Origin of the sequence: Streptomyces dioscori (genome assembly GCF_003024195.1) — a bacterium.
In the GTDB taxonomy this organism is placed as follows: Bacteria; Actinomycetota; Actinomycetes; order Streptomycetales; family Streptomycetaceae; genus Streptomyces; species Streptomyces dioscori.
Genome location: NZ_KZ679054.1, coordinates 199,377 through 223,441, shown reverse-complemented (window position 1 = coordinate 223,441; position 24,065 = coordinate 199,377). Strand labels below are relative to the sequence as shown.

Annotated in this window: 23 protein-coding genes and 1 tRNA gene; 8 read left to right on the top strand and 16 right to left on the bottom strand. The window is 70.6% G+C overall.

The window, feature by feature from the left end:
• Nucleotides 1-107: 107 nt before the first annotated feature.
• Nucleotides 108-764, top strand: a complete 657-nt coding sequence (locus tag C6Y14_RS35440) for an NAD(P)H-binding protein (protein WP_107020970.1) — start codon at nt 108-110, stop codon at nt 762-764.
• Between the two features lie 94 nt (nt 765-858).
• On the opposite strand, the gene C6Y14_RS35435 is transcribed toward C6Y14_RS35440, so the two are convergent.
• Both C6Y14_RS35435 and C6Y14_RS35430 read right to left on the bottom strand, forming a co-directional pair.
• Nucleotides 859-1,071: a hypothetical protein gene (locus C6Y14_RS35435; protein WP_107020969.1), complete on the bottom strand. Its 213-nt coding sequence runs from the start codon at nt 1,069-1,071 to the stop codon at nt 859-861.
• Nucleotides 1,072-1,265: 194 nt separating this feature from the next.
• Nucleotides 1,266-1,347: transfer RNA gene (locus C6Y14_RS35430), tRNA-Tyr, on the bottom strand.
• Between the two features lie 201 nt (nt 1,348-1,548).
• Here C6Y14_RS35430 and C6Y14_RS35425 point away from each other — a divergent pair.
• Nucleotides 1,549-2,037 carry a YajQ family cyclic di-GMP-binding protein gene (locus tag C6Y14_RS35425; RefSeq protein ID WP_107020968.1) on the top strand — a complete coding sequence of 163 codons (489 nt, stop codon included), beginning with the start codon at nt 1,549-1,551 and terminating at the stop codon, nt 2,035-2,037.
• A 103-nt stretch (nt 2,038-2,140) separates the two neighbouring features.
• Here C6Y14_RS35425 and C6Y14_RS35420 read toward each other — a convergent pair whose 3' ends face one another.
• Complete coding sequence (locus C6Y14_RS35420; RefSeq protein ID WP_107020967.1) at nt 2,141-2,407, bottom strand: GlsB/YeaQ/YmgE family stress response membrane protein; 267 nt, start codon at nt 2,405-2,407, stop codon at nt 2,141-2,143.
• A gap of 179 nt (nt 2,408-2,586) precedes the next feature.
• Here C6Y14_RS35420 and C6Y14_RS35415 point away from each other — a divergent pair, with 179 nt between their 5' ends.
• A complete protein-coding gene (locus C6Y14_RS35415) occupies nt 2,587-3,906 on the top strand; it encodes an APC family permease (RefSeq protein WP_107021027.1) in 1,320 nt (439 codons plus the stop codon).
• A gap of 282 nt (nt 3,907-4,188) precedes the next feature.
• On the opposite strand, the gene C6Y14_RS35410 is transcribed toward C6Y14_RS35415, so the two are convergent.
• The 13 genes from C6Y14_RS35410 to C6Y14_RS35350 all read right to left on the bottom strand — a co-directional run bounded on the left by C6Y14_RS35410 (nt 4,189) and on the right by C6Y14_RS35350 (nt 16,508).
• A complete protein-coding gene (locus C6Y14_RS35410; RefSeq protein ID WP_107020966.1) occupies nt 4,189-4,755 on the bottom strand; it encodes an SMI1/KNR4 family protein in 567 nt (188 codons plus the stop codon).
• A 96-nt stretch (nt 4,756-4,851) separates the two neighbouring features.
• A complete protein-coding gene (locus C6Y14_RS35405) occupies nt 4,852-5,250 on the bottom strand; it encodes a YccF domain-containing protein (protein ID WP_107020965.1) in 399 nt (132 codons plus the stop codon).
• On the bottom strand, nt 5,247-6,110 hold the full coding sequence (gene htpX / locus C6Y14_RS35400; protein WP_107020964.1) for a zinc metalloprotease HtpX: 864 nt from the start codon (nt 6,108-6,110) through the stop codon (nt 5,247-5,249). The genes C6Y14_RS35405 and htpX overlap by 4 nt, the downstream gene beginning before the upstream one ends.
• A gap of 251 nt (nt 6,111-6,361) precedes the next feature.
• A complete protein-coding gene (locus C6Y14_RS35395; protein ID WP_107020963.1) occupies nt 6,362-7,909 on the bottom strand; it encodes an NADH-quinone oxidoreductase subunit N in 1,548 nt (515 codons plus the stop codon).
• The gene (locus C6Y14_RS35390) at nt 7,906-9,510 is read right to left on the bottom strand and encodes an NADH-quinone oxidoreductase subunit M (RefSeq protein WP_107020962.1); all 1,605 of its coding nucleotides are present in this window, start codon (nt 9,508-9,510) and stop codon (nt 7,906-7,908) included. The genes C6Y14_RS35395 and C6Y14_RS35390 overlap by 4 nt, the downstream gene beginning before the upstream one ends.
• A gap of 6 nt (nt 9,511-9,516) precedes the next feature.
• A complete protein-coding gene (locus tag C6Y14_RS35385) occupies nt 9,517-11,511 on the bottom strand; it encodes an NADH-quinone oxidoreductase subunit 5 family protein (RefSeq protein WP_107020961.1) in 1,995 nt (664 codons plus the stop codon).
• Entirely contained in the window at nt 11,508-11,921 is a 414-nt protein-coding gene (gene nuoK / locus C6Y14_RS35380) for an NADH-quinone oxidoreductase subunit NuoK (RefSeq protein ID WP_107020960.1), read from the bottom strand. Before nuoK ends, C6Y14_RS35385 begins: the two co-directional genes overlap by 4 nt.
• Nucleotides 11,921-12,640 carry an NADH-quinone oxidoreductase subunit J family protein gene (locus C6Y14_RS35375; RefSeq protein WP_107020959.1) on the bottom strand — a complete coding sequence of 240 codons (720 nt, stop codon included), beginning with the start codon at nt 12,638-12,640 and terminating at the stop codon, nt 11,921-11,923. Before C6Y14_RS35375 ends, nuoK begins: the two co-directional genes overlap by 1 nt.
• Entirely contained in the window at nt 12,637-13,230 is a 594-nt protein-coding gene (locus C6Y14_RS35370; protein WP_107020958.1) for a NuoI/complex I 23 kDa subunit family protein, read from the bottom strand. Before C6Y14_RS35370 ends, C6Y14_RS35375 begins: the two co-directional genes overlap by 4 nt.
• Nucleotides 13,231-13,232: 2 nt before the next feature.
• Nucleotides 13,233-14,201, bottom strand: coding sequence for a complex I subunit 1/NuoH family protein (locus tag C6Y14_RS35365; protein WP_107020957.1), 969 nt, complete (start codon nt 14,199-14,201; stop codon nt 13,233-13,235).
• Entirely contained in the window at nt 14,198-15,388 is a 1,191-nt protein-coding gene (locus C6Y14_RS35360; RefSeq protein ID WP_107020956.1) for an NADH-quinone oxidoreductase subunit C, read from the bottom strand. The genes C6Y14_RS35365 and C6Y14_RS35360 overlap by 4 nt, the downstream gene beginning before the upstream one ends.
• Nucleotides 15,385-16,068, bottom strand: a complete 684-nt coding sequence (locus tag C6Y14_RS35355; RefSeq protein ID WP_107020955.1) for an NADH-quinone oxidoreductase subunit B — start codon at nt 16,066-16,068, stop codon at nt 15,385-15,387. The genes C6Y14_RS35360 and C6Y14_RS35355 overlap by 4 nt, the downstream gene beginning before the upstream one ends.
• Nucleotides 16,059-16,508: an NADH-quinone oxidoreductase subunit A gene (locus C6Y14_RS35350; RefSeq protein ID WP_387328384.1), complete on the bottom strand. Its 450-nt coding sequence runs from the start codon at nt 16,506-16,508 to the stop codon at nt 16,059-16,061. The genes C6Y14_RS35355 and C6Y14_RS35350 overlap by 10 nt, the downstream gene beginning before the upstream one ends.
• A gap of 377 nt (nt 16,509-16,885) precedes the next feature.
• On the opposite strand from C6Y14_RS35350, the gene C6Y14_RS35345 reads away from it, so the two are divergent.
• From C6Y14_RS35345 to C6Y14_RS35325, 5 genes are all read left to right on the top strand, one after another.
• The gene (locus C6Y14_RS35345; RefSeq protein WP_107020954.1) at nt 16,886-18,076 is read left to right on the top strand and encodes a sensor histidine kinase; all 1,191 of its coding nucleotides are present in this window, start codon (nt 16,886-16,888) and stop codon (nt 18,074-18,076) included.
• Between the two features lie 319 nt (nt 18,077-18,395).
• A complete protein-coding gene (locus C6Y14_RS35340) occupies nt 18,396-19,754 on the top strand; it encodes a sensor histidine kinase (RefSeq protein WP_107020953.1) in 1,359 nt (452 codons plus the stop codon).
• Between the two features lie 260 nt (nt 19,755-20,014).
• Nucleotides 20,015-20,686: a response regulator transcription factor gene (locus tag C6Y14_RS35335; protein WP_107020952.1), complete on the top strand. Its 672-nt coding sequence runs from the start codon at nt 20,015-20,017 to the stop codon at nt 20,684-20,686.
• Between the two features lie 328 nt (nt 20,687-21,014).
• Nucleotides 21,015-22,946 carry a 2-oxoacid:acceptor oxidoreductase subunit alpha gene (locus C6Y14_RS35330; protein WP_107020951.1) on the top strand — a complete coding sequence of 644 codons (1,932 nt, stop codon included), beginning with the start codon at nt 21,015-21,017 and terminating at the stop codon, nt 22,944-22,946.
• Nucleotides 22,939-24,033 (top strand): 2-oxoacid:ferredoxin oxidoreductase subunit beta, encoded by a 1,095-nt coding sequence (locus C6Y14_RS35325; RefSeq protein WP_107020950.1) that lies wholly within the window; start codon nt 22,939-22,941, stop codon nt 24,031-24,033. The genes C6Y14_RS35330 and C6Y14_RS35325 overlap by 8 nt, the downstream gene beginning before the upstream one ends.
• The last annotated feature ends 32 nt before the right edge of the window (nt 24,034-24,065 follow it).

Below are 24,065 nucleotides of genomic sequence, written 5' to 3'. Positions count from 1 at the left end.
TGACGCCTGACGGCGTCCCCCTCGTACAACCTGATCTCTCAGGAGACTCACGAGTTATCCACAGGGTTGTGCGGCAGGTGTCTCCATCCGGGCGTACGGTCGGAAACATGCGCATTGTTATCGCTGGAGGTCATGGTCAGATCGCGTTGCGGCTTGAGCGGTTGCTCTCCGCGCGCGGTGACGAGGTCGCGGGGATCATCCGCCGAGCCGAACAGGGCGACGATCTGCGGACGGCCGGCGCCGAGCCGGTGCTGTGCGATCTGGAGTCCGCTTCGCTGGAGGAGGTCTCCGCGCATCTGCGGGGCGCGGACGCCGCGATCTTCGCGGCGGGCGCGGGCCCGGACAGCGGGGCGGCCCGCAAGGAAACCGTGGACCGGGGAGCCGCGGTGCTCTTCGCGGACGCGGCGGCCAGGGCCGGAGTGCGACGCCATGTGGTCGTCTCCTCCATGGGCGCGGATCCGGAGCACCCCGGGGACGAAGTGTTCGACGGGTATCTGCGCGCCAAGGGCGAGGCCGACGCGTACGTACGCGCCCACCGCGGCCTGGACTGGACGATCCTGCGCCCCGGGATGCTGACGAACGACGCGGGCACGGGCCTCGTCCGTCTGGAGGCCGCCACGGGCCGCGGGCCGGTCCCGCGCGACGACGTCGCCGCGGTCCTCGCGGAACTGGTGGACACCCCGGCGACAGCCGGCCTGACCCTGGAACTGATCAGCGGCTCCGCACCGGTGTCGGTGGCGGTCAAGTCGGTCGCGGGGAACTGACGGGAAGCGGTCCGAGGAACTCGGCCGAGGGGACCGGCCGAGGGGACCGGCCGAGGGCTCGGCCTCAGATCCCGGCCGCAGGGCTCGGTGCGGCTCAGAAAAGCGGCAGCTGGCCGGGGAAGTCCGCCACGACGTACCCGTCCAGCGCGGGCTGGGAGGCCCCCAGCTCCGCCTGCCTGCGCGACCCCGGGCAGGAAACGAGTTCCCCGCTCCCCCGGGCCCCCGCCGGGTCGTGCCGGGCGAACCGCCCCGCGACGACAGCGATCTCGCGACGGCACTCGGGGCAGATCCGGCGACGTGAGGACATGGGGTCAGGGTACGGAGAGAACGCGGGGCGCGGCTGCTGGGGCGCTCCGGGCGCTCAGCGTCCCGTGGTTCGGGGTCCCGGAGCAGTCGGGCCATCGGGCGGACGGTCCCGGAGCCGTCCGAGGCCGTCCGAGCACGAAAAAACCCTCTCTGAAATGCTTACTCGCATTTCAGAGAGGGTTTCTTCTCTCAGCGTGGCGGCGCCAGGATTCGAACCTGGGAAGGCTGAGCCGGCAGATTTACAGTCTGCTCCCTTTGGCCGCTCGGGCACACCGCCGGGGTTGCTGCCATTCGAACCGTCTTTCGGCGGCGCTCCGTGGCAACGACGTAAACGATACCCGATGCTCGGGGGTGCTTCGCCACTCGATTGATCGGTGCTCGGAGGGGAGGGGGTGGCTAGGCTTATGCGGATGCGGCCCGGGACCGAAGCGGGTTCGGCGGCCGCCACTACGCACCCCGATACAAGGAGCCACAGGACATGGCCGACTCCAGTTTCGACATCGTCTCGAAGGTCGAGCGGCAGGAGGTCGACAACGCCCTCAACCAGGCCGCCAAGGAGATCTCGCAGCGCTACGACTTCAAGAACGTGGGCGCCTCCATCTCCTGGTCCGGCGAGAAGATCCTCATGGAGGCGAACTCCGAGGAGCGGGTGAAGGCCATCCTCGACGTGTTCGAGACCAAGCTGATCAAGCGCGGCATCTCGCTGAAGGCGCTGGACGCCGGTGAGCCGCAGCTCTCCGGCAAGGAGTACAAGATCTTCTCTTCGATCGAGGAGGGCATCTCCCAGGACAACGCGAAGAAGGTCGCGAAGATCATTCGTGACGAGGGCCCGAAGGGCGTGAAGGCGCAGGTGCAGGGCGACGAGCTGCGGGTCAGCTCGAAGAGCCGTGACGACCTGCAGGCCGTGCAGGCCCTGCTCAAGGGCAAGGACTTCGACTTCGCGCTGCAGTTCGTCAACTACCGGTGACGTGCCGGTCGTTCCACGGACGCCGGCCGCGCGTACGAGAAAGGGTGGGCACCTCGGGTGCCCACCCTTCTCGCCTGCTGGCTGCGGCCTCGGGGGCGCGCACTCAGTCGCGCGAGTTGCCGAACAGGATGCGGTAGCCGATCAGCAGAACCAGCGCGCCGCCGATCGCGGCGGCCCAGGTGGCTCCGTCGTAGAAGCTCTTGGAGATCGGGTGGTCCAGCCAACGGGCGGATATCCAACCGCCGATGAAGGCGCCCGCGACGCCGATCAGTGTCGTGCCTATGAAGCCGCCCGGATCGCGTCCCGGCAGCAGGAACTTGGCGATGGCTCCGGCCAGCAGCCCCAGAATGATCCAGCTGATGATGCCCATGCCGTGAACCTGCCCTTTCGTGCTGTACCTGTGCTGTGATCCTGCTCGCACAAGCCTGTGGTCATACCGCGCTGGGCTGTTTTTGCCGCTCCGCGTTTCGCTCTTGTGTTCGCTCCTTGTTGCTGAGGAGGACGCCGGCGCGACGGTTGCCGGTTGCACTGATCAGTAGGGTGCGGTTCATGACACAGTCCGATCCCGCCCGGCCGGGTTCGTCCGGGTCCGGGGTCGAGTCCGGGGCCTGGGCCGGTGCTGGAGCAGCGAGCGGCGCGGCGGAGCTGCGGCGGACGCTCGGTGTCGGGGACGCCGTGGTCATCGGCCTCGGCTCGATGATCGGTGCGGGGATCTTCGCCGCGCTGGGGCCCGCGGCACGGGCCGCGGGATCCGGGCTGCTCCTCGCACTGGGCATCGCCGCCGTCGTCGCCTACTGCAACGCCACTGCTTCGGCACGCCTGGCCGCCCGGTATCCCGCGTCGGGCGGGACGTACGTGTACGGCCGCGAGCGGCTCGGCGAGTTCTGGGGATATCTGGCGGGCTGGTCGTTCGTCGTGGGCAAGACCTCCTCGTGCGCGGCGATGGCGCTCACCGTGAGCACGTACGTGTGGCCGGGGCAGGCGCACGCGGTGGCCGTCGGGGCGGTGGTGGCACTGACCGCGGTGAACTACGGCGGAGTGCAGAAGTCCGCGTGGCTGACGCGGGTGATCGTCGCGGTGGTCCTCGCGGTCCTCGCTTCCGTCGTGGTCGTCTGTCTGACCTCGGGGGACTCCGATGCCGGGCGGCTCGGCGTGGGTGCCTCCGGGGGCGCGGGAGGACTGCTTCAGGCGGCGGGGCTGCTGTTCTTCGCGTTCGCCGGGTACGCGCGGATCGCGACCCTCGGCGAGGAGGTACGGGATCCGGCGCGCACCATTCCGCGCGCGATCCCGCTCGCTCTGGGTGTCGCACTGGTCGTGTACGCGGCTGTGGCGGTGGCTGTCGTGTCCGTGCTGGGGCCGACGCGGCTGAGGCAGGCGACGGCGCCGCTCGCCGACGCGGTGCGCGCCGCCGGGGTGCCGGGGCTCGTCCCGGTCGTACGGGTGGGTGCCGCGGTGGCGGCGCTCGGCTCCCTTCTCGCGCTGATTCTGGGGGTGTCGCGGACGACGCTGGCCATGGCCCGTGACCGGCATCTGCCGGGTGGGCTGGCCGCCGTGCATCCGCGCTTCCGGGTGCCCCATCGGGCGGAGCTCTGCGTCGGGGCGGTGGTCGCGGTGCTGGCCGCGACGGTGGATGTGCGGGGTGCGATCGGCTTCTCCTCCTTCGGGGTGCTGGTGTACTACGCGATCACCAATGCCTCGGCATGGACGCTGGCTTCGGCGGCGGTGTCGCGGGTTCTGCCTGCGGTGGGGCTTGCGGGGTGCCTGACGCTGGCTTTCGCCTTGCCGTGGGTGTCCGTGGCCGTGGGGGTCGGTGTGCTGGGGCTGGGGGCGGGCGTGTACGGGGTGCGGCGGTGGATTCGCGCGGGTTGATCGCTTGCGTTTGGGCCTGCGGCCGGCTTCGGGTGTGTGGGTGCCGGGGGTCGGTGAGGGCGTGCGGGTCGGTGAGGGCTGGGTGCGCCGTTCCCCGCGCCCCTTGGAGGGAGGGGGTTGGGGTGGTGCCGAACGTGCGGGTTGTTGTGGGTTGCTCGCGCCGTTCCTCGGGCCCCTAGGGGGGACGGTGTTGGGGCGGTGTCGAACGTGCGGGTTGTTGTGGGTTGCTCGCGCCGTTCCCCGCGCCCCCTGCAGGAGTGGGCGGGGTGGGGGGGCCGTCCGCTATGACGCTCGTGTCGTTGTCGTCCGTGTGCGGAAGTCGGGCCAGGGCTGCAGGTCCGTGTCGTCGTTCAGTTCGTCGTACCAGCCGGTGCCCTGGAGCCACGCGTCGAGCCAGACCGTGAGGGTGGGCGCGTCCACGTACCAGGCGTGGTCGGCGTCGTCGGCGTTCGGCTCGAACAGGAGCACCGTGGCGTCCGGCGTACGGCAGTCCACGCAGGCGTACATTCCGCAGCCCCAGTGGGATATCGGCAGGATGCCTTCCGGCCAGGGCCAGGCGGGGTCCTTGCGGCCGCTCTCGCGATGGGCGAGGTACTGCGCGACGACCGCGGGCTCTCCCGAGGGCGGGCTGTCGAGCAGGGGCAGCAGACCGTACTCCGGGCCGAACCCACCGTCCCCTATCCGCAGATAGAGCGCGGCGAGCAGCGGCGGGACGGAGAAGCCGAGGGCGGACTCGGCGCGGGCGAGCATGGCGGCGTCCACGGGCTCGGGGAGCGAAGGCCAGCCCCACGGCCGGGAGTTGCGTGCCTCGGCGAGGACACGTACCAGCAACTGCTCGGTCTCGGTCATGCATTCATGATGCAGCGCGTCACTGACATTCGAGCCGGCCTGTGGATAACCCTCGGCATTAGGCGTAGGCGCCCCGCCCCCTCGCCGCCCTACGCCCTACCGGACCGACGACGTGAACGGCTGGTCCGTACGCACGATCTCGCGTCCCAGAGGGAACAGCGAGACCGGGATCAGCTTGAAGTTGGCGATGCCCAGGGGGATGCCGATGATCGTCACACACTGGATGAGGCCCGTGACGATGTGGGCGAGGGCCAGCCACCAGCCTGCGAGGATCAGCCAGAGGACGTTGACGATGAAGGACGGCGCTCCCGCGTCGCGGCGCTCAACCGTCGTCCGGCCGAACGGCCACAGCGCGTAGGCACCGATACGGAAAGCGGCGACGCCGAACGGGATTCCGATGATCGTGATGCAGAGCAGCACGCCCGCGAGCAGGTAGCCGAGGAATAGCCAGAAGCCGCTCAGGACGAGCCAGATGATGTTGAGGATTGTCTTCACTGGTGGCGACCTGCCATCTGTTCGAGCCGGGCGATGCGCTCCGCCATGGGCGGGTGCGTCGAGAACATTTTGGACAGTCCCTGGCCCGGGCGGAAGGGGTTGGCGATCATCATGTGGCTCGCCGTCTCGATGCGCGGCTCCGGAGGCAGCGGCAGCTGCTTCGTGCCCGCCTCCAGTTTGCGCAGGGCGCTCGCGAGGGCCAGCGGGTCGCCGGTGAGCTGCGCGCCGGACGCGTCCGCCTCGTACTCTCGGGAGCGGCTGATGGCGAGCTGGATGACGGACGCGGCGAGCGGGCCGAGGATCATGATCATCAGCATGCCGAGGAGGCCGGGGCCGTCGTCGTCATTGGAGCGGCCGATCGGGATCAGCCAGGCGAAGTTGACCAGGAACATGATCACGGAGGCCAGGGCGCCGGCGACGGACGAGATGAGGATGTCGCGGTTGTAGACGTGGCTCAGTTCGTGGCCGATGACGCCGCGCAGCTCCCGCTCGTTCAGGATGCGCAGGATGCCCTCGGTGCAGCACACGGCGGCGTTGCGGGGGTTACGGCCCGTCGCGAACGCGTTCGGTGCTTCCGTCGGGGAGATGTACAGGCGGGGCATGGGCTGGCGGGCCTGTGTGGAGAGCTCGCGGACCATTTTGTAGAGCGCCGGGGCCTCGAATTCGCTCACCGGGCGCGCGCGCATCGCGCGTAGAGCCAGTTTGTCGCTGTTCCAGTACGCGTACGCGTTCGTGCCGATCGCGATGACCAGTGCGACGACGAGGCCCATACGCCCGAAGAAGCTGCCGATGACGATGATGAGTGCGGACAGTCCCCCGAGGAGTACGGCGGTCCTGAGCCCGTTGTGCCGGCGGTGCACGGTACGCCCTCCAAATCGTGCGGCAGGGGAACCCTTGCTTGTCGATCTCTGACGTCACTGGTTCCGTGACTCCACGGTCCAGTGGACCCTCCCTCACTGGTCAACGCCAGGCGGGGAGCACTAGTTCCCTTGTGCGCACGGGCTCGCGCGTCGGCTGTCCGGGTGATGTCCGGGCGACGGGACGACATGGTCCACGCGCGCGTGGAGGGTGGCGCTTGCCCGCGCGCGTGCGCATGCCTGCCGTGGCGGCGTCAGAAGAGGCCGGTGTCCGAGAAGCGCAGGATGAGCTGGGGTGCCCCGGAGAGCGCGACGCCGAGGACGGCGGTCAGGGCGATCGCCGCGGTGAGGGGGGCCGGGACGCGGTGCGACTCGGGTTCGCCCTCGGGGGCGCGGAACAGCAGGGTCGTCCACTGGAGGTAGTAGAAGAGCGCGATCACGACGTTGACGGCCATGACCACGGCGAGCCAGCCGAGTCCCGCCTCGACGGCCGCCGAGAAGACGGTGACCTTCGCGAAGAGGCCGATGATGCCCGGCGGCAGACCTGCCAGGCAGAGCAGGAAGAAGCCGAGGACGAGCGCGGCGAGGGGGCGGGAGGCGTACAGGCCGCGGTAGTCGCTGATCCTGTTGAGTGGCTTCGTACGGGCCACCAGGGCGGCCACCGCGAAAGCTCCGAGGTTCACGGCGGCGTACATGAGGGCGTACGCGACGGTGGAGCCGACGGCCTTCTGGGCGTCCTCGGAGTACGCGGCGGCGGCGATCGGCACCAGGAGGTAGCCGGCCTGTCCCACGGAGGACCAGGCGAGGAGGCGTACCGCGCTGTACGCGCGCGTGGCCCGCTGACGCAGGGCGCCGACGTTGCCGATCGTCATGGTGAGGGCGGCCAGGACGGCCAGTGCCGGGCCCCAGACGTCCGCGTACGACGGGAGGGCGATCACGGTGACGAGGATCAGGCCGGAGAAGCCGACGGCCTTGCCGACGACCGACAGGTAGGCGGCGACCGGGAGAGGCGCTCCTACGTAGGTGTCGGGTACCCAGAAGTGGAAGGGCACGGCGGCCGTCTTGAAGGCGAAGCCCACGAGGGTGAGGACCACGCCCGCCTGGGCGAGCGTGTGCAGTTGGGGATCGACGTCCTCGATCCTGGTGGCGATCTCCGTGAGGTGCAGGGTGCCTGTCGACGCGTAGACGAAGCTGACGCCCATCAGGCTCACGGCGGTCGCGGTGACCGAGGACAGGAAGAACTTCAGGGCCGCTTCGGAGGACTTCCGGTCGCCGAGCTTGATGCCGACGAGAGCGAAGGCGGGCAGGGAGGCGACCTCCAGGGCGACGATCAGCGTGGCGAGATCGCGCGAGGCGGGCAGCAGGGCGGCGCCGGCGGCCGAGGAGAGCAGCAGGAACCAGAACTCCCCTTCGGGAAGTGCCTTGTCGGTGTCTCCGCCGGCGTCCTTGCCCGCATCCTTCAGGGCGGTCATCGACAGGAGTGCCGCGAGGAGCGCGCCGCCGAGGACGAGGAACTGGATGACCAGCGTGAACCGGTCCGCCGTATAGCTGCACACGTCCGCGTCGCCCGTCAGGCAGAACGTGGAGCGGTCGCCGTCCAGGAGGGGCAGCAGGGCGAGCGCGGCGAGGGCGAGGCCCGCGACGGAGACCCAGCCGAGCAGGGCCTTCTTCCTGCCGTCCACGAAGAGGTCGGCCACGAGCACCGCGAGTGCGACGACCGCCGCGATGGTGGGCGGGGCGATCGCGAGCCAGTCGACGGACTGGACCAGGGACGCTGCCTGATCCTGGGCCTGGGGGCTCATCGGGTGCCTCCTGAGAGGAGCTGCTGCACGGCCGGGTCGGTCAGGCCGAGGAGTGTCTTGGGCCAGAGCCCGGCGACGACGGTGAGGACGACGAGCGGGGTCCAGGCGGCGAACTCGTAGGTCCGGACGTCGGCGAGCTCCGGACGCCCCTGCTCCGAGTGCTGTGCGTGCTGTGAGGTGTCGCCCATGCAGACGCGGCGGACCACGACGAGCATGTACGCGGCCGTGAGCAGCGTGCCGAACGCGGCGATCGCCATGAACGTCAGGAACGCGGGCCTGCTGAGACCGTCCGCCGGGTCGAACGCGCCGAACAGCGCGAGCATCTCGCCCCAGAACCCGGCGAGGCCCGGCAGTCCGAGCGAGGCGACGGCGGCGAAGGCGAGCAGGCCGCCGAGACGCGGGGCACGGCCGTAGAGCGCGGCCCCGGTCGTCTGCGCCAGGGTGTCGAGGTCGGTCGTGCCCGTGCGGTCCTTGAGCGCGCCGACGAGGAAGAAGAGCAGCCCGGTGATGAGGCCGTGGGCAATGTTCGCGAACAGCGCGCCGTTCACGCCGGTCGGGGTCATCGACGCGATGCCGAGGAGTACGAAGCCCATGTGGCCGACCGAGGAGTACGCGATGAGGCGTTTGAGGTCGCCCTTCGCGCCCTGCTTGGCGAGCGCCAGGCAGGCCAGCGAACCGTAGATGATCCCGACGACCGCGAAGGCCGCGAGATACGGGGCGAAGGTGCTCATGCCGTCCGGCGTGATCGGCAGCAGGATCCGGACGAACCCGTACGTGCCCATCTTCAGCAGGACTCCGGCCAGCAGGACCGAGCCGACGGTCGGGGCGGCGGTGTGCGCGTCCGGCAGCCAGCTGTGGAACGGCCACATCGGCGTCTTGACCGCGAGCCCGATCCCGATCGCCAGAACGGCGATGACCTGCACCGATGTGGTCAGCGCGGGGTGATTGTCAGTGGCGAGTGCCACCATGTCGAAAGTGCCCGCCTTGATTCCGATCAGGAGCAGGCCCAGCAGCATGACCACGGAACCGAGCAGTGTGTAGAGGATGAACTTCCAGGCCGCCTGGGTTCGTTGCTCACCGCCCCAGCGGGCGATGAGGAAGTACATCGGGATGAGCACCATCTCGAACGCGAGGAAGAACAGCAGCAGGTCGAGGACGGCGAAGGTCGCGAGGGTGCCGGACTCCAGCACGAGGACGAGCGCCACGAATGCCTTCGGGGACGGACCCGACGGCATTTTGAAGTAGGAGTACAGCGCGCACAGGAAGGTCAGCAGCGCGGTCAGCACAAGGAGGGGGAGGGAGATGCCGTCGATGCCGAGGTGGATCCGCACGTCGAGTGCGGGGATCCAGCTGATGTCCGTCGTGGCCTGCATCCGCTGTGCCTTGACCGGAGTGTCGTGGTCGAAGCCGAGCGCGAGGACGATCGCGGCGATGAGTACGGCGCCCGTGACGGTCGTGCCGTGCCGCAGCACGGCCTGCTCGGGCGACTTCCCCTTCAGCCCGGGCGGGGCCGGCAGGAGAGCCGTGACCGCCCCGATGAGCGGGGCGACCACGATGAACGCCAGAAGAAACTGCATCACGGACTCATTGATATCGATCACGCCTGCTCACGCTCCCGCGGTGGCGACGAGGAGGGCGGCGACCACCAGGACGACGGTGCCGGCGAGCAGCGCGCTCACATAGGTCTGCAGATTGCCGGTCTGGGCGCGTCGCACGGCGGCGCCGAGCCAGCGGGGCAGGGCGCCCGCGCCGCGCACGTAGGTGTCGACGACCTCGCGGTCGAGGAACCGGACGAGGGTGGCCGCGGCCTGGACCGGGCGGACGAAGAGCGCCGCGTACACCGCGTCGAGGTGGAAGCCGACGGCCGCGTGGCGGTGCAGCGGGCCGAGCAGCAGGCGGCCTGGGTCCGCCGGGTCGGGCGCGGAGGCCACGTTGCCGTACGCGGGTTCGTGGCTGGCGATGGCCTCGGCCTCGACCAGGCCGCCGTCGGCGTCCGGGTGGGCGGCGACCGCGCCCAGCGGGACGCGGCCGGCCATGGCGGTGGTGTGCCGCCAGGCGCCGTACGTGACGATGCCGCCTACCAGGGCGACACCCGTACCGAGGACGGCGGTCGTGAGGGTCGGGGTGAGGTCCCGGCCGTCGAACCAGTCGGGGAGCACGCCGGTGGCGAGTCCGAAAGCGAGTGACGGAAGGGCGAGCAGCCACAGCACGGAGTTCATGGCGACGGGCTGCCTGCCGTGGTCGGGAGCCTCGGTGCCGTGGCCGTGGAAGGCGAGCAGCCACAGGCGCATCGCGTAGGCGGCGGTGAGCAGGGCGGTCACCAGGCCGGAGACGAGGACGATCCAGCCCGCGGCTCCGGGGACGCTCTCGGCGTGGCCGACGGCGGCGTGCTCGGCGGCTCCGAGGACGGACTCCTTGGAGAAGAAGCCGCTGAAGGGCGGGATCGCGGCGAGCGCGAGGAGCGCCACGGTCATCGTCCAGTAGGCGTCGGGGACGCGGGCGCGCAGGTCCTTCATCCGGGACATGGCGGCCAGCGAGTTGGTGCCGGCGGCGTGGATGATCACGCCGGCCGCGAGGAACAGCAGCGCCTTGAAGGCGCCGTGGGCGAGGAGGTGGAAGACGGCGGCACCGCGGTCGCCGACGGCGAGGGCGCCGGTCATGTAGCCGAGCTGGCCGATCGTCGAGTACGCGAGGACCCGCTTGATGTCGTCCTGGGCGAGCGCGGCGAGGGCCGAGCCGGCCATCGTCACGGCGGCCATCACGGCGAGGACGACCAGCGCGGCCGCGGAGGCGGTGAAGACCGGGAGGAGCCGGGCGATGAAGTAGACACCGGCGGCGACCATCGTCGCGGCGTGGATCAGCGCGGAGACGGGCGTGGGGCCCGCCATCGCGTCGGGGAGCCAGGTGTGGAGCGGGAACTGCGCCGACTTGCCCGCCACTCCGGCGAGGAGCAGCAGGGCGATGAGGGTCGGGTGGTCGAGTCCGCCGCTCGCGACGTTGCCGAGGATCTTCGTGATGCGGAACGAACCGGTGTCGGCGGCGAGCGCGAACAGACCGATCAGGAAGGGGACATCGCCGAGCTTGGTGACGAGGAAGGCCTTGATGGAGGCGGCGCGGGCCTCCGGGGTCTCCCAGTAGTGGCCGACGAGGAAGTACGAGCAGATGCCCATGATCTCCCAGCCGACCAGCAGCACCATCAGGTCGCCGGAGTAGACGACGAGCAGCATGGCGGAGGTGAAGAGGGAGACGAGAGCGGCGTACGAGGTGTAGCGCGGATCGTGGCGCAGGTAGCCCGTCGAGTAGATCTGCACGCAGGTCGCTACCAGGCCGACGAGGATCGCGACGAGGGCGGCGAAGCCGTCGATGTGCAGGGCGAGTTCGACGGGGACCGAACCGGTCGGGGTGAGCTCGGTCGCCGCGTCCACGGCCTGTCCGCCGCCCTGGCGTACGGCGACGACCGCGGCGAGGGCGAGGGCGGCGACGGAGGGCAGGACGGCGAGGGGGCGTGCGAAGCCGGGGGCGGTGCGGCCCAGGAGCAGGCCGGCCGCGGCGCCCAGGAACGGGAGGAGGGGGACGAGGACGGCGAGGGTGGTCGTGGTCACGCGGTGGCCTCAGCCTTCTCGGCCGGTTCGCTCCGGGTGGACCCGGAGCCGTCGGAGTCGTCATCGGAGTCGTCGTCGGGGTCGTCGTTGCCGGGTTCGGCGGTGTCGCGGAGCCTGTCGATGTCCGCGGTGCCGCGGTTGCGGTGGACGGCGAGGACGATCGCGAGGCCGATACCGATCTCGGCGGCGGCGATGGCGATCGTGAACAGGGTCAGGGCCTGACCGGAGTGCAGGGTGTCCCGGGCTGTCTTGCTGAGCCAGACGTCGAAGGCGACGAGGTTGAGGTTGACGGCGTTGAGCATCAGCTCGACGGACATCAGGACCAGGATCGCGTTGCGGCGGGCGAGGACTCCGTAGAGGCCGGTGGCGAAGAGGAGGGCGGAGAGTACGGCCGGGTAGGCGAGATGCATCAGCGGGCGCCTTCCTTGTCACTCCGGGCATCGCTCCTGGCGGCGCCCCGGACGGCGCTTCGGGTGGCGTCGGGCCCCGGGCTCGGAGGGCGCAGGGGGCTCGCGGTGGTCGTTCCCCCGGCCGCCTCCTGCGCCTGCGTCCTCGCCTTCGTCTTGCGGGAGAGGACGATCGCGCCGACCAGCGCGGCGAGCAGCAGGACCGAGAGGGCCTCGAAGGGGAGCACCCAGCTCTGGAAGAGGCTCGCGCCGGTGACCGCGGTGGAGCCGGCGGCGGCGCCGTCCAGGTCGATCCAGGTCGTCCGGAAGGCGTCGACGACCACCCAGACGAGGGCGGCGGCCGCGGCGATCGCGACGGCGAGGGCCACCCAGCGGTTGCCGGAGTCGGCGTCCGGGGAGCGGCCGATCGGGGCCCTGGTGAGCATCAGGCCGAAGAGGAGGAGGACGACGACGGAACCGACGTAGATGAGGACCTGCACCCAGGCGATGAACTCGGCCGTGAGGAGGAGGTATTCGACGGCGAGGCCGCCGAGGGCGACGACCAGCCACAGGGCGGCGTGCACCAGTTGCTTCGTGGTGACCGTGACGACGGCGGCGCCGAAGGTGACCAGGCCGACGAGGAGGAAGGCGATCTCGACGCCCGTCGGGGAGAGGAAGCCGTGGGTCTCGGCGGCGGTGGTCGTGGCCTGCGCCGCCGAGACGGTGGCCGCGGCGGGACTCACGATGCGCCTCCCTGCGGCGGATCGGTGGGATCGGTGGGGCCGGTGACGCCGGGCTCCGGCTGTGCCTGGGCCGTGGCGAGTTTCTCGGCGGTCTTGCGGGCGGCGGCGATCTCCTTGGGTTCCTCGGCGCCGGGGTCGAGGGCCGGCGGGGCCGGGACGGTCCACATCCAGTCGCGGAGCTTGTCGCGTTCGTGGGTGAGTTCGTGGATGTCGGTCTCGGCGTACTCGAACTCGGGGGACCAGAAGAGGGCGTCGAACGGGCAGACCTCGATGCAGATACCGCAGTACATGCAGAGGGAGAAGTCGATGGCGAAGCGGTCGAGGACGTTGCGGCTGCGCTCGCGGCCACCGGGGGCGGCGGCCGGGACCGTCTCCTTGTGGGAGTCGATGTAGATGCACCAGTCCGGGCACTCACGGGCGCACAGCATGCAGACCGTGCAGTTCTCCTCGAAGAGCCCGATGACGCCGCGGGTGCGGGGCGGGAGTTCGGGCTGGGCGTCGGGGTACTGCGCGGTGACGGTCTTCTTCGTCATCGTGCGCAGGGTGACGGCCAGGCCCTTGGCCAGGCCGGAGCCGGGAAAGGGGGACATGGTTACGCGATCACCACCTTGACGATGCCGGTGAGGGCGATCTGGGCGAGGGAGAGGGGGACGAGGAGGGTCCAGGCGAGTTTCTGGAGCTGGTCCTCGCGCAGGCGGGGGTAGGTGACGCGCAGCCAGATGACGACGAAGGCGAGGACGGCCGCCTTCAGCAGGGTCCAGACCCAGCCGAGGCCGTCGGCGCCCCACGGGCCGTGCCAGCCACCCAGGAAGAGCACGGTGGTCAGGCCGCACAGGACGACGATTCCGGCGTACTCGGCGAGGAGGAACAGGGCGAAGCGCAGGCCGGTGTACTCGGTGTAGGCGCCGAAGATGATCTCCGAGTCGGCGACCGGCATGTCGAAGGGCGGGCGCTGGAGTTCGGCGAGGCCCGCCACGAAGAAGACGATCGCGCCGACGATCTGCCAGGGCAGCCACCACCACTCGAAGGCGTCGACGATGCCGGGGAGGGAGACCGTGCCGGCCGCCATGGCGACCGAGGCGGCGGTCAGCAGCATGGGGAGTTCGTACGCGAGGAGCTGGGCGGCGGTGCGCAGACCGCCGAGGAGGGAGAACTTGTTGGCCGAGGCCCAGCCGGCCATGAGCGAGCCGAGGACGCTGACGCCCATCACGGCGAGGACGAAGAAGATGCCCGCGTCGACGACCTCGCCGACCGCGCCCTCGCCCGGGCCGATCGGGATGACGAGGAGGACCATGAGATACGGGAGGAGGGCCACGGCGGGGGCGAGCTGGAAGACACGGCGGTCCGCGTCGGCCGGGACCACGTCTTCCTTCTGGGCGAACTTCACGCCGTCCGCGACGAGTTGGGCCCAGCCGTGGAAGCCGCCCGCGTACATGGGGCCGAGGCGGCCCTGCATGTGGGCCATCACCTTGTGCTCGGCCTGACCCACGATCAGGGGGAACGTCAGGAACACGACGAAGACGACGAGGAGTCGCAGCGCGACGTCGAGCGCGTCGTTCACTGCGCGCCTCCTGTGGGGCTTTCGGGATCGTCGGGGCGGTCGGGGTCGTCAGGGACGTCACGGGCGTCAGGGTCGTCTGGGGCGGACGAAGGTTTGCCGGACTGTGGCTTCGGCGGTGGTGCGGGCTCGTCGAAGGCCGGGCGGGCCTGGTGCCACGGGGCGTCCGAACCGCGTGGCGCTGCGGGCGCCTTCGGTTCGGCGGGCGCGTTCGGCTCGGCGGGCGCATTGGGGTCGACGGGCGCCTTCGAATCGGCGGGCGCCTTCGGCTCGGTCGGAGTCGTCGGTTCGACCGGCGCCTTGGGCGCAGGCGTGGACGCGGGCGTGGACGCGGGCGCAGGTGTGGCCGAAGCCGTGGCGGCCGGTGGCGGCGACGGTGGTGGTGTCGTCGTCTGGCTCGCCGAGCCGCCGGCCGCCGTGCGGGTCCGCCGGGGTGGGCGCTCGCCGCCGGCGGGCGCGCCCGCCGCTCCTCGCGCACCCGCCGCGCGGCCCGCGCCTCGGGTCGGGCGGGCGGGGGCCGGGGGGAGCTGGCCCTTGAGGGGGCCCCACTCGTTCGGGTCGGGGACTCCCGGCGGGAGCATCTGGCGGCGTTTCGGGCCGCCGTGCTCCGACTCCCCCGGCTCCTTCGCGCCCGGCCAGGCCTTCGCCACGCGGGCCGCCAGGACGAAGTCCTTGCGCAGGGGGTGGCCCTCGAAGCCCTCGGGGAGCAGGAGCGGGTCCAGCCCGGGGTGGCCCTCGAAGGTGACCCCGAACATCTCGTGGGTCTCGCGTTCGTGCCAGGCGGCGCCCGCGTAGATCTCGACGGCGGAGGGGAGGGCGGGTGCGGAGTGCGGGACCGTCGTACGGACGAGGAGACGGCGTACGGGGGCCAGCGCGACGAGATGGGCCGACACGCGGAAGCCTCCGGCCGATGCGGCGCCGGGTCCGGAACCTGGTGCGGCGCCGGACTCCGCACCGGCTGCCGCGTCGGCTGCCGCGTCGGGTGTGCCGGATGGCATGCCCGGTTCGTCGACGGCGCTCAGCCAGTCGAAGTAGGTGCAGCCCAGGGTGTCGCGCGCGCTCTGCAGGGAGGCGAGCCAGGACGCCGGGGGCACGTCGACCGTCAGCAGCTCGTACGACTCCTCGGCCGTGGCGTCGGGGCCGAAGAGTTCCCCCACGGAAGCGGGGAGCCAGCCGGTGGTCCCGGTCATCGGGCGTCCTCCGCGGTCGCAGCCGTGGTGGGCGCCGCGGCCGGCGGCTGGACGAGGCCGCTCTGCAGCGCGGCGACGGAGGGGCGGCCGGCGCCCGAGGACGCGTACCGCTCCCCCAGGGACTCCCGGGCGATCTTCTCCTGGAGCTTGAGGATGCCCTGGAGGAGCGCCTCCGGGCGGGGCGGGCAGCCCGGTACGTACACGTCGACCGGGATGATCTGGTCGACGCCCTTCGTCACGGAGTACGAGTCCCAGTACGGGCCGCCGCAGTTCGAGCAGGCGCCGAAGGAGATGACGTACTTCGGTTCGGGCATCTGCTCGTACAGGCGCTTCACGGCCGGGGCCATCTTGTCGGTGACCGTGCCGGAGACCACCATCAGGTCGGCCTGGCGCGGGCCGGGGGCGAACGGGATGACGCCGAGGCGGATGAAGTCGTGGCGGGCCATCGACGCGGCGATGAACTCGATCGCGCAGCAGGCGAGTCCGAAGTTGAAGACCCAGAGCGAGTAGCGGCGGCCCCAGTTCAGGACCACCTTCATCGGCTCGGGGGCCAGCCGGGCGAGCGCGCCCAGCCGCTTCGGCTCCGGCAGCAGCACCGGCTCGGGAGCCGGCGGGACCGGAGTCGCCGGGGCGGCCGAGGACGTCGACGGGGTCGAGGCGGCCGTGGGGGTCACGTCCATGTGAGGACGCCCTTCTTGTATGCGTACAGCAGACCGACGGCCAGGAAGCCGAGGAAGAGGAACATCTCCACGAGCGTCGCCGCGCCGTAGCCGGGCGCGGCGAACACCGTCGCCCAGGGGAAGAGGAAGATCGAGTCGACGGCGAAGATCACGTACAGGAACGCGTAGACGTAGTAGCGGACCTGGGTGTGGGCCCAGCCCTCGCCGACGGGGTCGACCCCGCACTCGTACGTCATGAGCTTCTCGGGGGTCGGGACGACGGGGCGCAGCAGGCGGCCCGCTCCGAAGGCGACGGCGACGAACAGCACGCCGACCACGGCGAGCAGTCCGACGACCGAGTAGGACTGGAAGTAGTCCGCCGCGAGGGAGGTTCCGGTGGCCGCGGTACCGGCTCCGGTTCCCGTGGTTCCGGTCGCCGCGACCATGGTCGGTTCCGGCACGTCCGCCCCTCGCTCCCTGGCCTGGATGACCTCGTGTGACCTGGTGTGATGCCGTGCAGCTAGCCCGTACGAGCCCGTACGACCACGTGCAGCAGGAGCCCGTACGACCACGTACGACGGGCCCGTACGAGTCCGCAGTGCCAGGCGTGCGCCTGCGTGCGCGCCGTGCGGTGCGCCGCGTTCGACGATCTGTACGCACCGGAGTCTAGGGCCTGCTAAAGAGACCGTAAGCAGCCCGTCACGGTTAGGCATGGTGCAGTTGGGTTCCCGGACGGCGGTCGAGGAGGGCCGGAGCCGCCGATGGTGGGGTTTTCCCCCGGAGACGGAGGCGGCCCACCTCATGGCGCCGCGGGCCGCGGTTCGGCAAGGTGGCGCCTATGACCGAACGCATTCCGGCCGTCGACACCCTGGGCATCGGCACCGACAGGCCGCCACCCCCGCGCTTCGCCTACGACCGGCACACCTGGAAGGAGATCGCGCATCTCCTGGCCAACCTGCCGTCGTCCCTCGTCGGCTTCACCTATGTCGTCACCGTGCTGTTCCTGGGAGCGGGGCTGACGGTGACCGTGATCGGGCTGCCGGTGCTGGCGTTCGGGCTGCTGGGCGCGCGCCAGTTGGGGAAGTTCGAGCGGATGCGGGCCAGGGGTCTGCTCGGGGTGCGGGTGGACGAGCCGAGCCCGTTGCCGTTCCGCGGGCGGGGCGGTTTCTTCGGGTGGCTGTGGATGGCCCTGAAGGATCCGGTCGGCTGGCGGACGGTGCTCTACGAGCTGATGCGGCTGCCGTGGAGCATCATCACCTTCACCCTCATGCTGACGTCGCTCTTCGTGCTGTGGCCGGTGCTGCCGTTCCTCGCGCGCGGTCTCGCCAACGCCGACCGGGCCATGGTGCGCGCCCTGCTGTCGCCCTCCGACGAGCTGGAACAGCGGATCGCCGAACTGGAGTCGGACCGCGGGGTGGTCGTCGACACGGCCGCGGCCGACCTGCGGCGTATCGAGCGGGACCTGCACGACGGGGCGCAGGCCCGGCTGGTGAACCTCGCGATGGGGCTCGGCCTGGCGAAGGAGAAGCTGCTGGAGGGACAGGCGGACGAGACCGTCGCGGCCATGGTCGACGAGGCGCACGGCGAGGTGAAGCTGGCGTTGCAGGAACTGCGGGACCTGGCCCGCGGTATCCACCCGGCGGTCCTCACCGACCGCGGACTGGACGCCGCGCTGTCCTCGGTCGGCGCCCGCTGCACGGTGCCGGTGAAGGTGACGGCCGATCTGCCGGCCCGCCCGGCCGCGGCCATCGAGGGCATCGCGTACTTCACCGTCTCCGAGCTGCTGCAGAACGTCAGCAAGCACAGCGGGGCGCGGTCCGCCTCGGTCGACGTGTGGCGTTCGGAGAACCGGCTGCTCATACAGGTCTGGGACGACGGCCGCGGGGGTGCCTCCCTCGACGGCGGTACGGGGATGGCGGGGCTCGCGGACCGGCTCGGTGCGGTGGACGGGCTGTTCGTCATCGACTCGCCGGATGGCGGGCCGACGACGATCACGGCGGAGCTGCCCTGGCGCGACCGGACGGAGTGACGCCCTGGCCAGGGCGTCTCCCCCGGCCAGGCAGTCCTCAGGAGGGGCGACGCCCCTGTACACCTCGTACGCCCCCGTACGCGCCCCGACCGGGGCGCGTACGGGGGCGTACGTACGTGCGTGCATGGTCGCGTAGAGGTGTACGTGCGTGTGCCCGGGTCACCGCACGGCCCGTGCGCCGGGGTAGGGAAAACCCCCCGGCCGAGACGCCGACGCGCTCCATGTTCCGCGGGCGCCGCACGCAGCACAGTGGAGGTACACCAGCGGACGAAGCGGCTGACGAACAGCAGCGGCTGACGAACAGGAACGGACGGCGGCCATGGCCACGGAGTACGGACAGGGATACGGGTGGGACGACGGCCCCGGATTCCGGGGGGAGGGCACCGGGAAGCGGTGGCACCGGCTCCCCGCCGCGCTGCGGGCGCCGGTCGAGGCCCGCAGCCTGCGTGAGTTCGTCTACGTGATGCTGAGTCTGCCGCTGAGCATCTTCATGTTCACCTTCGCCGTGACGATGATGTCGCTCGGCGCGGGCCTGCTGATCACCTTCCTCGGCGTCCCGGTGCTCGCCGCGGGCCTCGCCGGCTGCCGCGCACTGGGCGCGCTGGAACGGGCGCGCGCCCGCGTCCTGCTGGGGGTCGACGTCGCAGCGCCGGAACCGCTGCGGATGCGCAAGCGCAGCCCCATGGGGTGGATGGGGGCGACGCTGCGGAGCGGCGCGTCCTGGCGCCACCTCGTCTACACGGTCATCCACTTCCCGTGGGCCGTGTTCGCCTTCTCCGTCGCCATCACCCTGTGGACGACCGGCTGGACGATGCTGACGTACCCGCTGTGGTTCTGGGTCTTCCCCATGTCCGGCGGCCAGGACGGACTGCAGCTGTACGGGGACGAGGGACACCGGATCTACCTGGACAACCCCTTCGAGATCACCGTGACCGCGCTGGTCGGGCTGCTGCTCACGCTCGCGACGCCGTGGATCATACGGTCGCTGACCCTGGTGGACCGGCTCCTCGTGGGCGGGCTGCTGGGCCCCTCGAAGCTGGCCACCCGCGTGGTGGAACTGGAGTCGGACCGGGGCGTCGTGGTCGACACGGCGGCGGCCGACCTGCGGCGCATCGAGCGCGACCTGCATGACGGGGCGCAGGCCCGGCTGGTGGCGCTGGCGATGGATCTGGGGCTGGCGAAGGAGAAGCTGGCGGAGGATCCGGAGGCGGCGGCGCGGATGGTCGGCGAGGCGCACGGCGAGGTGAAGACGGCGCTTCAGGAGCTGCGGGATCTTGCCCGCGGGATCCATCCCGCCGTGCTGACCGACCGCGGGCTCGACGCCGCGCTGTCCTCGGTCGCCTCCCGGTGCACCGTGCCCGTGCAGGTCGAGGTCGATCTGCCGGCCCGGCCGGCGCCCGCCATCGAGGGGATCGCGTACTTCACGGTGTCCGAGCTGCTGCAGAACATCAGCAAGCACTCGCGGGCCACGCGGGCGACGGTCGACGTCTGGCGGATCGAGAACCGGCTGATGCTTCAGGTCGTCGACAACGGGGTCGGTGGGGCCGATGCGGGGGCGGGGTCCGGGCTTGCGGGGCTTGCGGGGCGGCTCGACGCGGTGGACGGGATTCTCGTGGTCGATTCGCCTGCGGCCGGGCCTACTCGGGTGACCGCGGAGTTGCCCTGGCGGGCGGCCTGAGGTCTCGCTCCGGGGCCGGTGGGGTCTTCTCTCCCCGGCCCCGCCCCTTCCCGAAACCGGGGGCTTCGCCCCCCGCCCCCCAAAGGCGAAAAGACTGCGCAGTTCCCCGCGCCCCTTTTCAGGGGCGCGGGGAACTGCGCGGAGGGAAACGTGCCGCGCACACGCCCCGATGCTGGGATGCTGGGGGCTGACGTATGTGCCGGGCGTGGGCGGGGATCGACCCGGTGCGCCGTCCGGGACGGGCTGGGGGGCCGGGAATCGTGGAGGACAGAGTGCGCGTGGTCATCGCCGAGGATTCAGTGCTGCTGCGGGAGGGCCTGACCCGGTTGCTGACCGACCGCGGGCACGAGGTGATCGCCGGCGTCGGGGACGGGGACGCGCTGATCAAGACGATCACCGAGTTCGCGGCGCAGGACGCGCTGCCGGACGTCGTCGTCGCGGACGTCCGGATGCCGCCGACCCACACGGACGAGGGTGTGAAGGCGGCCGTGCAGTTGCGCAGGCAGCACCCGGGGCTCGGCGTCCTGGTGCTGTCGCAGTACGTGGAGGAGCAGTACGCCACCGAACTGCTGGCCGGTTCCACCACCGGCGTCGGCTATCTCCTCAAGGACCGGGTAGCCGAAGTACGGGAGTTCGTGGACGCGGTGGTCCGCGTGGCCCGCGGCGGCACCGCTCTCGACCCCGAGGTCGTCGCGCAGCTGCTCGGGCGCAGCCGGAAGCAGGACGTCCTCGCGGGGCTCACCCCGCGTGAGAGGGAGGTCCTGGGGCTGATGGCCGAAGGACGGACCAACTCCGCGGTCGCCCGGCAGCTCGTGGTCAGCGACGGCGCGGTCGAGAAGCACGTGAGCAACATCTTCATGAAACTGGGGCTGTCCCAGAGCGACGGGGACCACCGGCGCGTCCTCGCGGTCCTCACCTATCTGAAGTCCTGAGCCGGCTGAAGTTCTGAGCTGTCTGAAGTTCTGAGCTGTCTGATACCCGGGGAAGCTGACACTGTGTCAGGGGTCGGTGTCGGGGGCCGGCACCGGCGGTACAGCGTGGTCCGAGTGTGAGAACCGAGAATGTGTACGGAGCGTCTTCACTGGTAACTCCGGGGGGCGGAGCAATCGTGGCAAAACAGGATGTACGACAGTCTCGAAACGGCGTCCGTCATGAGAGCTTCCCGGGGCGGGCACCCCTTGCCGACGTAGGGTTGGGCCCGGGGTGGAGGCCTGCGGGAGGGCCTCACCCGGACAGCCGCCTCGAAGGAGGTTCACTTCAGTGACCAGTCAGGTCAGCAGTCCAGCTGAGCAGGCCGACGGAGCCGTCGTAGGAGAACAGCGCAAACCGGCGGGTGAGAAGGACGTACGCCGGCTCGATCGGGTGATCATCCGGTTCGCGGGGGACTCGGGTGACGGTATGCAGCTCACCGGAGACCGCTTCACCTCCGAGACGGCATCGTTCGGGAACGACCTTTCGACACTGCCGAACTTCCCCGCCGAGATCCGTGCGCCCGCAGGAACACTGCCGGGCGTTTCTTCTTTTCAGCTGCATTTCGCCGACCACGACATTCTCACGCCTGGCGACGCGCCCAACGTGCTGGTGGCGATGAATCCGGCCGCGCTGAAGGCGAACATCGCCGACGTTCCGCGCGGCGCGGAGATCATCGTCAACACGGACGAGTTCACCAAACGGGCGATGTCGAAGGTCGGGTACGCGGCCAGCCCGCTGGAGGACGGTTCGCTGGACGGGTTCTCCGTCCACCCCGTGCCGCTGACCACGCTGACCGTCGAGGCGCTGAAGTCGTTCGACCTGTCCCGCAAGGAGGCGGAGCGCAGCAAGAACATGTTCGCGCTGGGCCTGCTGTCGTGGATGTACCACCGGCCGACCGAGGGCACCGAGAAATTCCTGCGGACCAAGTTCGCCAGGAAGCCAGACATCGCGGCGGCCAACATCGCCGCGTTCCGGGCGGGCTGGAACTTCGGCGAGACGACCGAGGACTTCGCCGTCTCGTACGAGATCGCCCCCGCCACCCAGGCCTTCCCGACGGGCACCTACCGGAACATCTCCGGGAACCTGGCGCTGTCGTACGGGCTGATCGCCGCCTCCCGGCAGGCCGACCTGCCGCTGTACCTGGGCTCGTACCCGATCACCCCCGCCTCCGACATCCTGCACGAGCTGAGCAAGCACAAGAACTTCGGTGTACGCACCTTCCAGGCCGAGGACGAGATCGCGGGGATCGGGGCGGCGCTGGGCGCGGCCTTCGGCGGGTCGCTCGCGGTGACCACGACCTCCGGACCCGGCGTGGCGCTCAAGAGCGAGACGATCGGGCTCGCCGTCTCCCTCGAACTGCCGCTGCTCGTCATCGACATCCAGCGCGGCGGGCCCTCGACCGGGCTGCCGACCAAGACCGAGCAGGCCGACCTGCTGCAGGCGATGTACGGGCGCAACGGCGAGGCGCCGGTGCCGATCGTGGCGCCCCGTACGCCCGCCGACTGTTTCGACGCGGCCGTCGAGGCGGCCCGGATCGCGCTCGCGTACCGCACGCCCGTCCTGCTGCTCTCCGACGGCTACCTGGCCAACGGCTCGGAGCCGTGGCGGATCCCCGAGACCGACGAACTGCCCGATCTGCGGGTGCAGTTCGCGCAGGGACCCAACCACACGCTGGACGACGGCACCGAGGTCTTCTGGCCCTACAAGCGCGACCCCAAGACGCTGGCCCGGCCGTGGGCGATCCCGGGCACGCCGGGTCTTGAGCACCGCATCGGCGGCATCGAGAAGCAGGACGGCACGGGCAACATCAGCTACGACCCGGCCAACCACGACTTCATGGTCCGTACACGCCAGGCGAAGATCGACGGCATCGACGTACCGGATGTGGAGGTCGACGACCTCACCGGGACGGCGAACACGCTGGTACTGGGCTGGGGTTCGACCTACGGACCGATCACTGCGGCGGTACGCCGGCTGCGGGCGGCCGGGGAGCACATCGCGCAGGCCCATCTGCGCCACCTCAACCCCTTCCCGCGGAATCTCGCCGCGGTGCTGGGGCGTTACGACAAAGTGGTCATCCCCGAGATGAACCTCGGCCAGCTGGCCACGCTGGTCCGGGCGAAGTACCTGGTGGACGCCCACTCGTACAACCAGGTGAACGGCATGCCGTTCAAGGCTGAGCAGCTCGCCACGGCTCTCAAGGAGGCCATCGATGGCTGAGACGACCACGGAAGGCTCGGGCACGATCGAGGCGCTCACTCTGGTGCCCAAAGCCGAGGCCAGGCAGTCCATGAAGGACTTCAAGTCCGATCAGGAAGTGCGCTGGTGCCCCGGCTGCGGTGACTACGCGATCCTCGCCGCCGTACAGGGCTTCATGCCCGAACTCGGCCTGGCGAAGGAGAACATCGTCTTCGTCTCGGGCATCGGATGCTCGTCCCGCTTCCCGTACTACATGAACACGTACGGGATGCACTCCATCCACGGCCGCGCGCCCGCCATCGCGACCGGGCTCGCGTCATCGCGCCAGGACCTGTCGGTGTGGGTCGTCACCGGGGACGGCGACGCGCTGTCCATCGGCGGCAACCATCTGATCCACGCGCTGCGGCGGAACGTGAACCTGAAGATCCTGCTCTTCAACAACCGGATCTACGGGCTCACCAAGGGCCAGTACTCGCCGACCTCCGAGGTCGGGAAGATCACCAAGTCCACGCCGATGGGTTCGCTCGACGCGCCCTTCAACCCGGTGTCCCTCGCCATCGGCGCGGAGGCGTCGTTCGTGGCGCGGACCGTGGACTCCGACCGCAAGCACCTCACCGAGGTCCTGCGGCAGGCCGCCGCCCACCCGGGCACCGCCCTCGTCGAGATCTACCAGAACTGCAACATCTTCAACGACGGCGCCTTCGAGGTCCTCAAGGACCGCCAGCAGGCCGAGGAGGCGGTGATCCGCCTGGAGCACGGGCGGCCGATCCGCTTCGGCGCACCGCTGGAGGACGGCCTCGGTTCCAAGGGGGTCGTGCGCGACGCGGTGAGCGGTGATCTGAAGGTCGTCACCGTCACACCGGAGAACGAGCCGGCGATCCTGGTCCATGACGCGCACTCCGCCTCGCCGACGACGGCGTTCGCGCTGTCCCGGCTCGCCGATCCGGACACGCTGCATCACACGCCGATCGGGGTGCTGCGGGCCGTCGACCGGGCGGTCTACGACACGCAGATGGCCGAGCAGCTCGACTCCGCGATCGAGCAGAACGGCAAGGGGGATCTGTCCGCGCTGCTCACGGGTGGGGATGCCTGGACGGTTGTCGGATAGGGGCCTTTCCTGCCGCTCCGCGGAGGGGTTGG

Coding starts and splice junctions, on each gene's coding strand:
- C6Y14_RS35325 (WP_107020950.1), top strand. CDS start 22,939: ATGGCTGAGACGACCACGGAAGGCTCGGGCACGATCGAGGCGCTCACT.
- C6Y14_RS35410 (WP_107020966.1), bottom strand. CDS start 4,755: ATGACCGAGACCGAGCAGTTGCTGGTACGTGTCCTCGCCGAGGCACGC.
- nuoK (WP_107020960.1), bottom strand. CDS start 11,921: ATGCATCTCGCCTACCCGGCCGTACTCTCCGCCCTCCTCTTCGCCACC.
- C6Y14_RS35345 (WP_107020954.1), top strand. CDS start 16,886: ATGACCGAACGCATTCCGGCCGTCGACACCCTGGGCATCGGCACCGAC.
- C6Y14_RS35435 (WP_107020969.1), bottom strand. CDS start 1,071: ATGTCCTCACGTCGCCGGATCTGCCCCGAGTGCCGTCGCGAGATCGCT.
- C6Y14_RS35395 (WP_107020963.1), bottom strand. CDS start 7,909: ATGAGCCCCCAGGCCCAGGATCAGGCAGCGTCCCTGGTCCAGTCCGTC.
- C6Y14_RS35370 (WP_107020958.1), bottom strand. CDS start 13,230: ATGTCCCCCTTTCCCGGCTCCGGCCTGGCCAAGGGCCTGGCCGTCACC.
- C6Y14_RS35360 (WP_107020956.1), bottom strand. CDS start 15,388: ATGACCGGGACCACCGGCTGGCTCCCCGCTTCCGTGGGGGAACTCTTC.
- C6Y14_RS35355 (WP_107020955.1), bottom strand. CDS start 16,068: ATGGACGTGACCCCCACGGCCGCCTCGACCCCGTCGACGTCCTCGGCC.
- C6Y14_RS35440 (WP_107020970.1), top strand. CDS start 108: ATGCGCATTGTTATCGCTGGAGGTCATGGTCAGATCGCGTTGCGGCTT.
- C6Y14_RS35340 (WP_107020953.1), top strand. CDS start 18,396: ATGGCCACGGAGTACGGACAGGGATACGGGTGGGACGACGGCCCCGGA.
- C6Y14_RS35425 (WP_107020968.1), top strand. CDS start 1,549: ATGGCCGACTCCAGTTTCGACATCGTCTCGAAGGTCGAGCGGCAGGAG.
- C6Y14_RS35415 (WP_107021027.1), top strand. CDS start 2,587: ATGACACAGTCCGATCCCGCCCGGCCGGGTTCGTCCGGGTCCGGGGTC.
- C6Y14_RS35420 (WP_107020967.1), bottom strand. CDS start 2,407: ATGGGCATCATCAGCTGGATCATTCTGGGGCTGCTGGCCGGAGCCATC.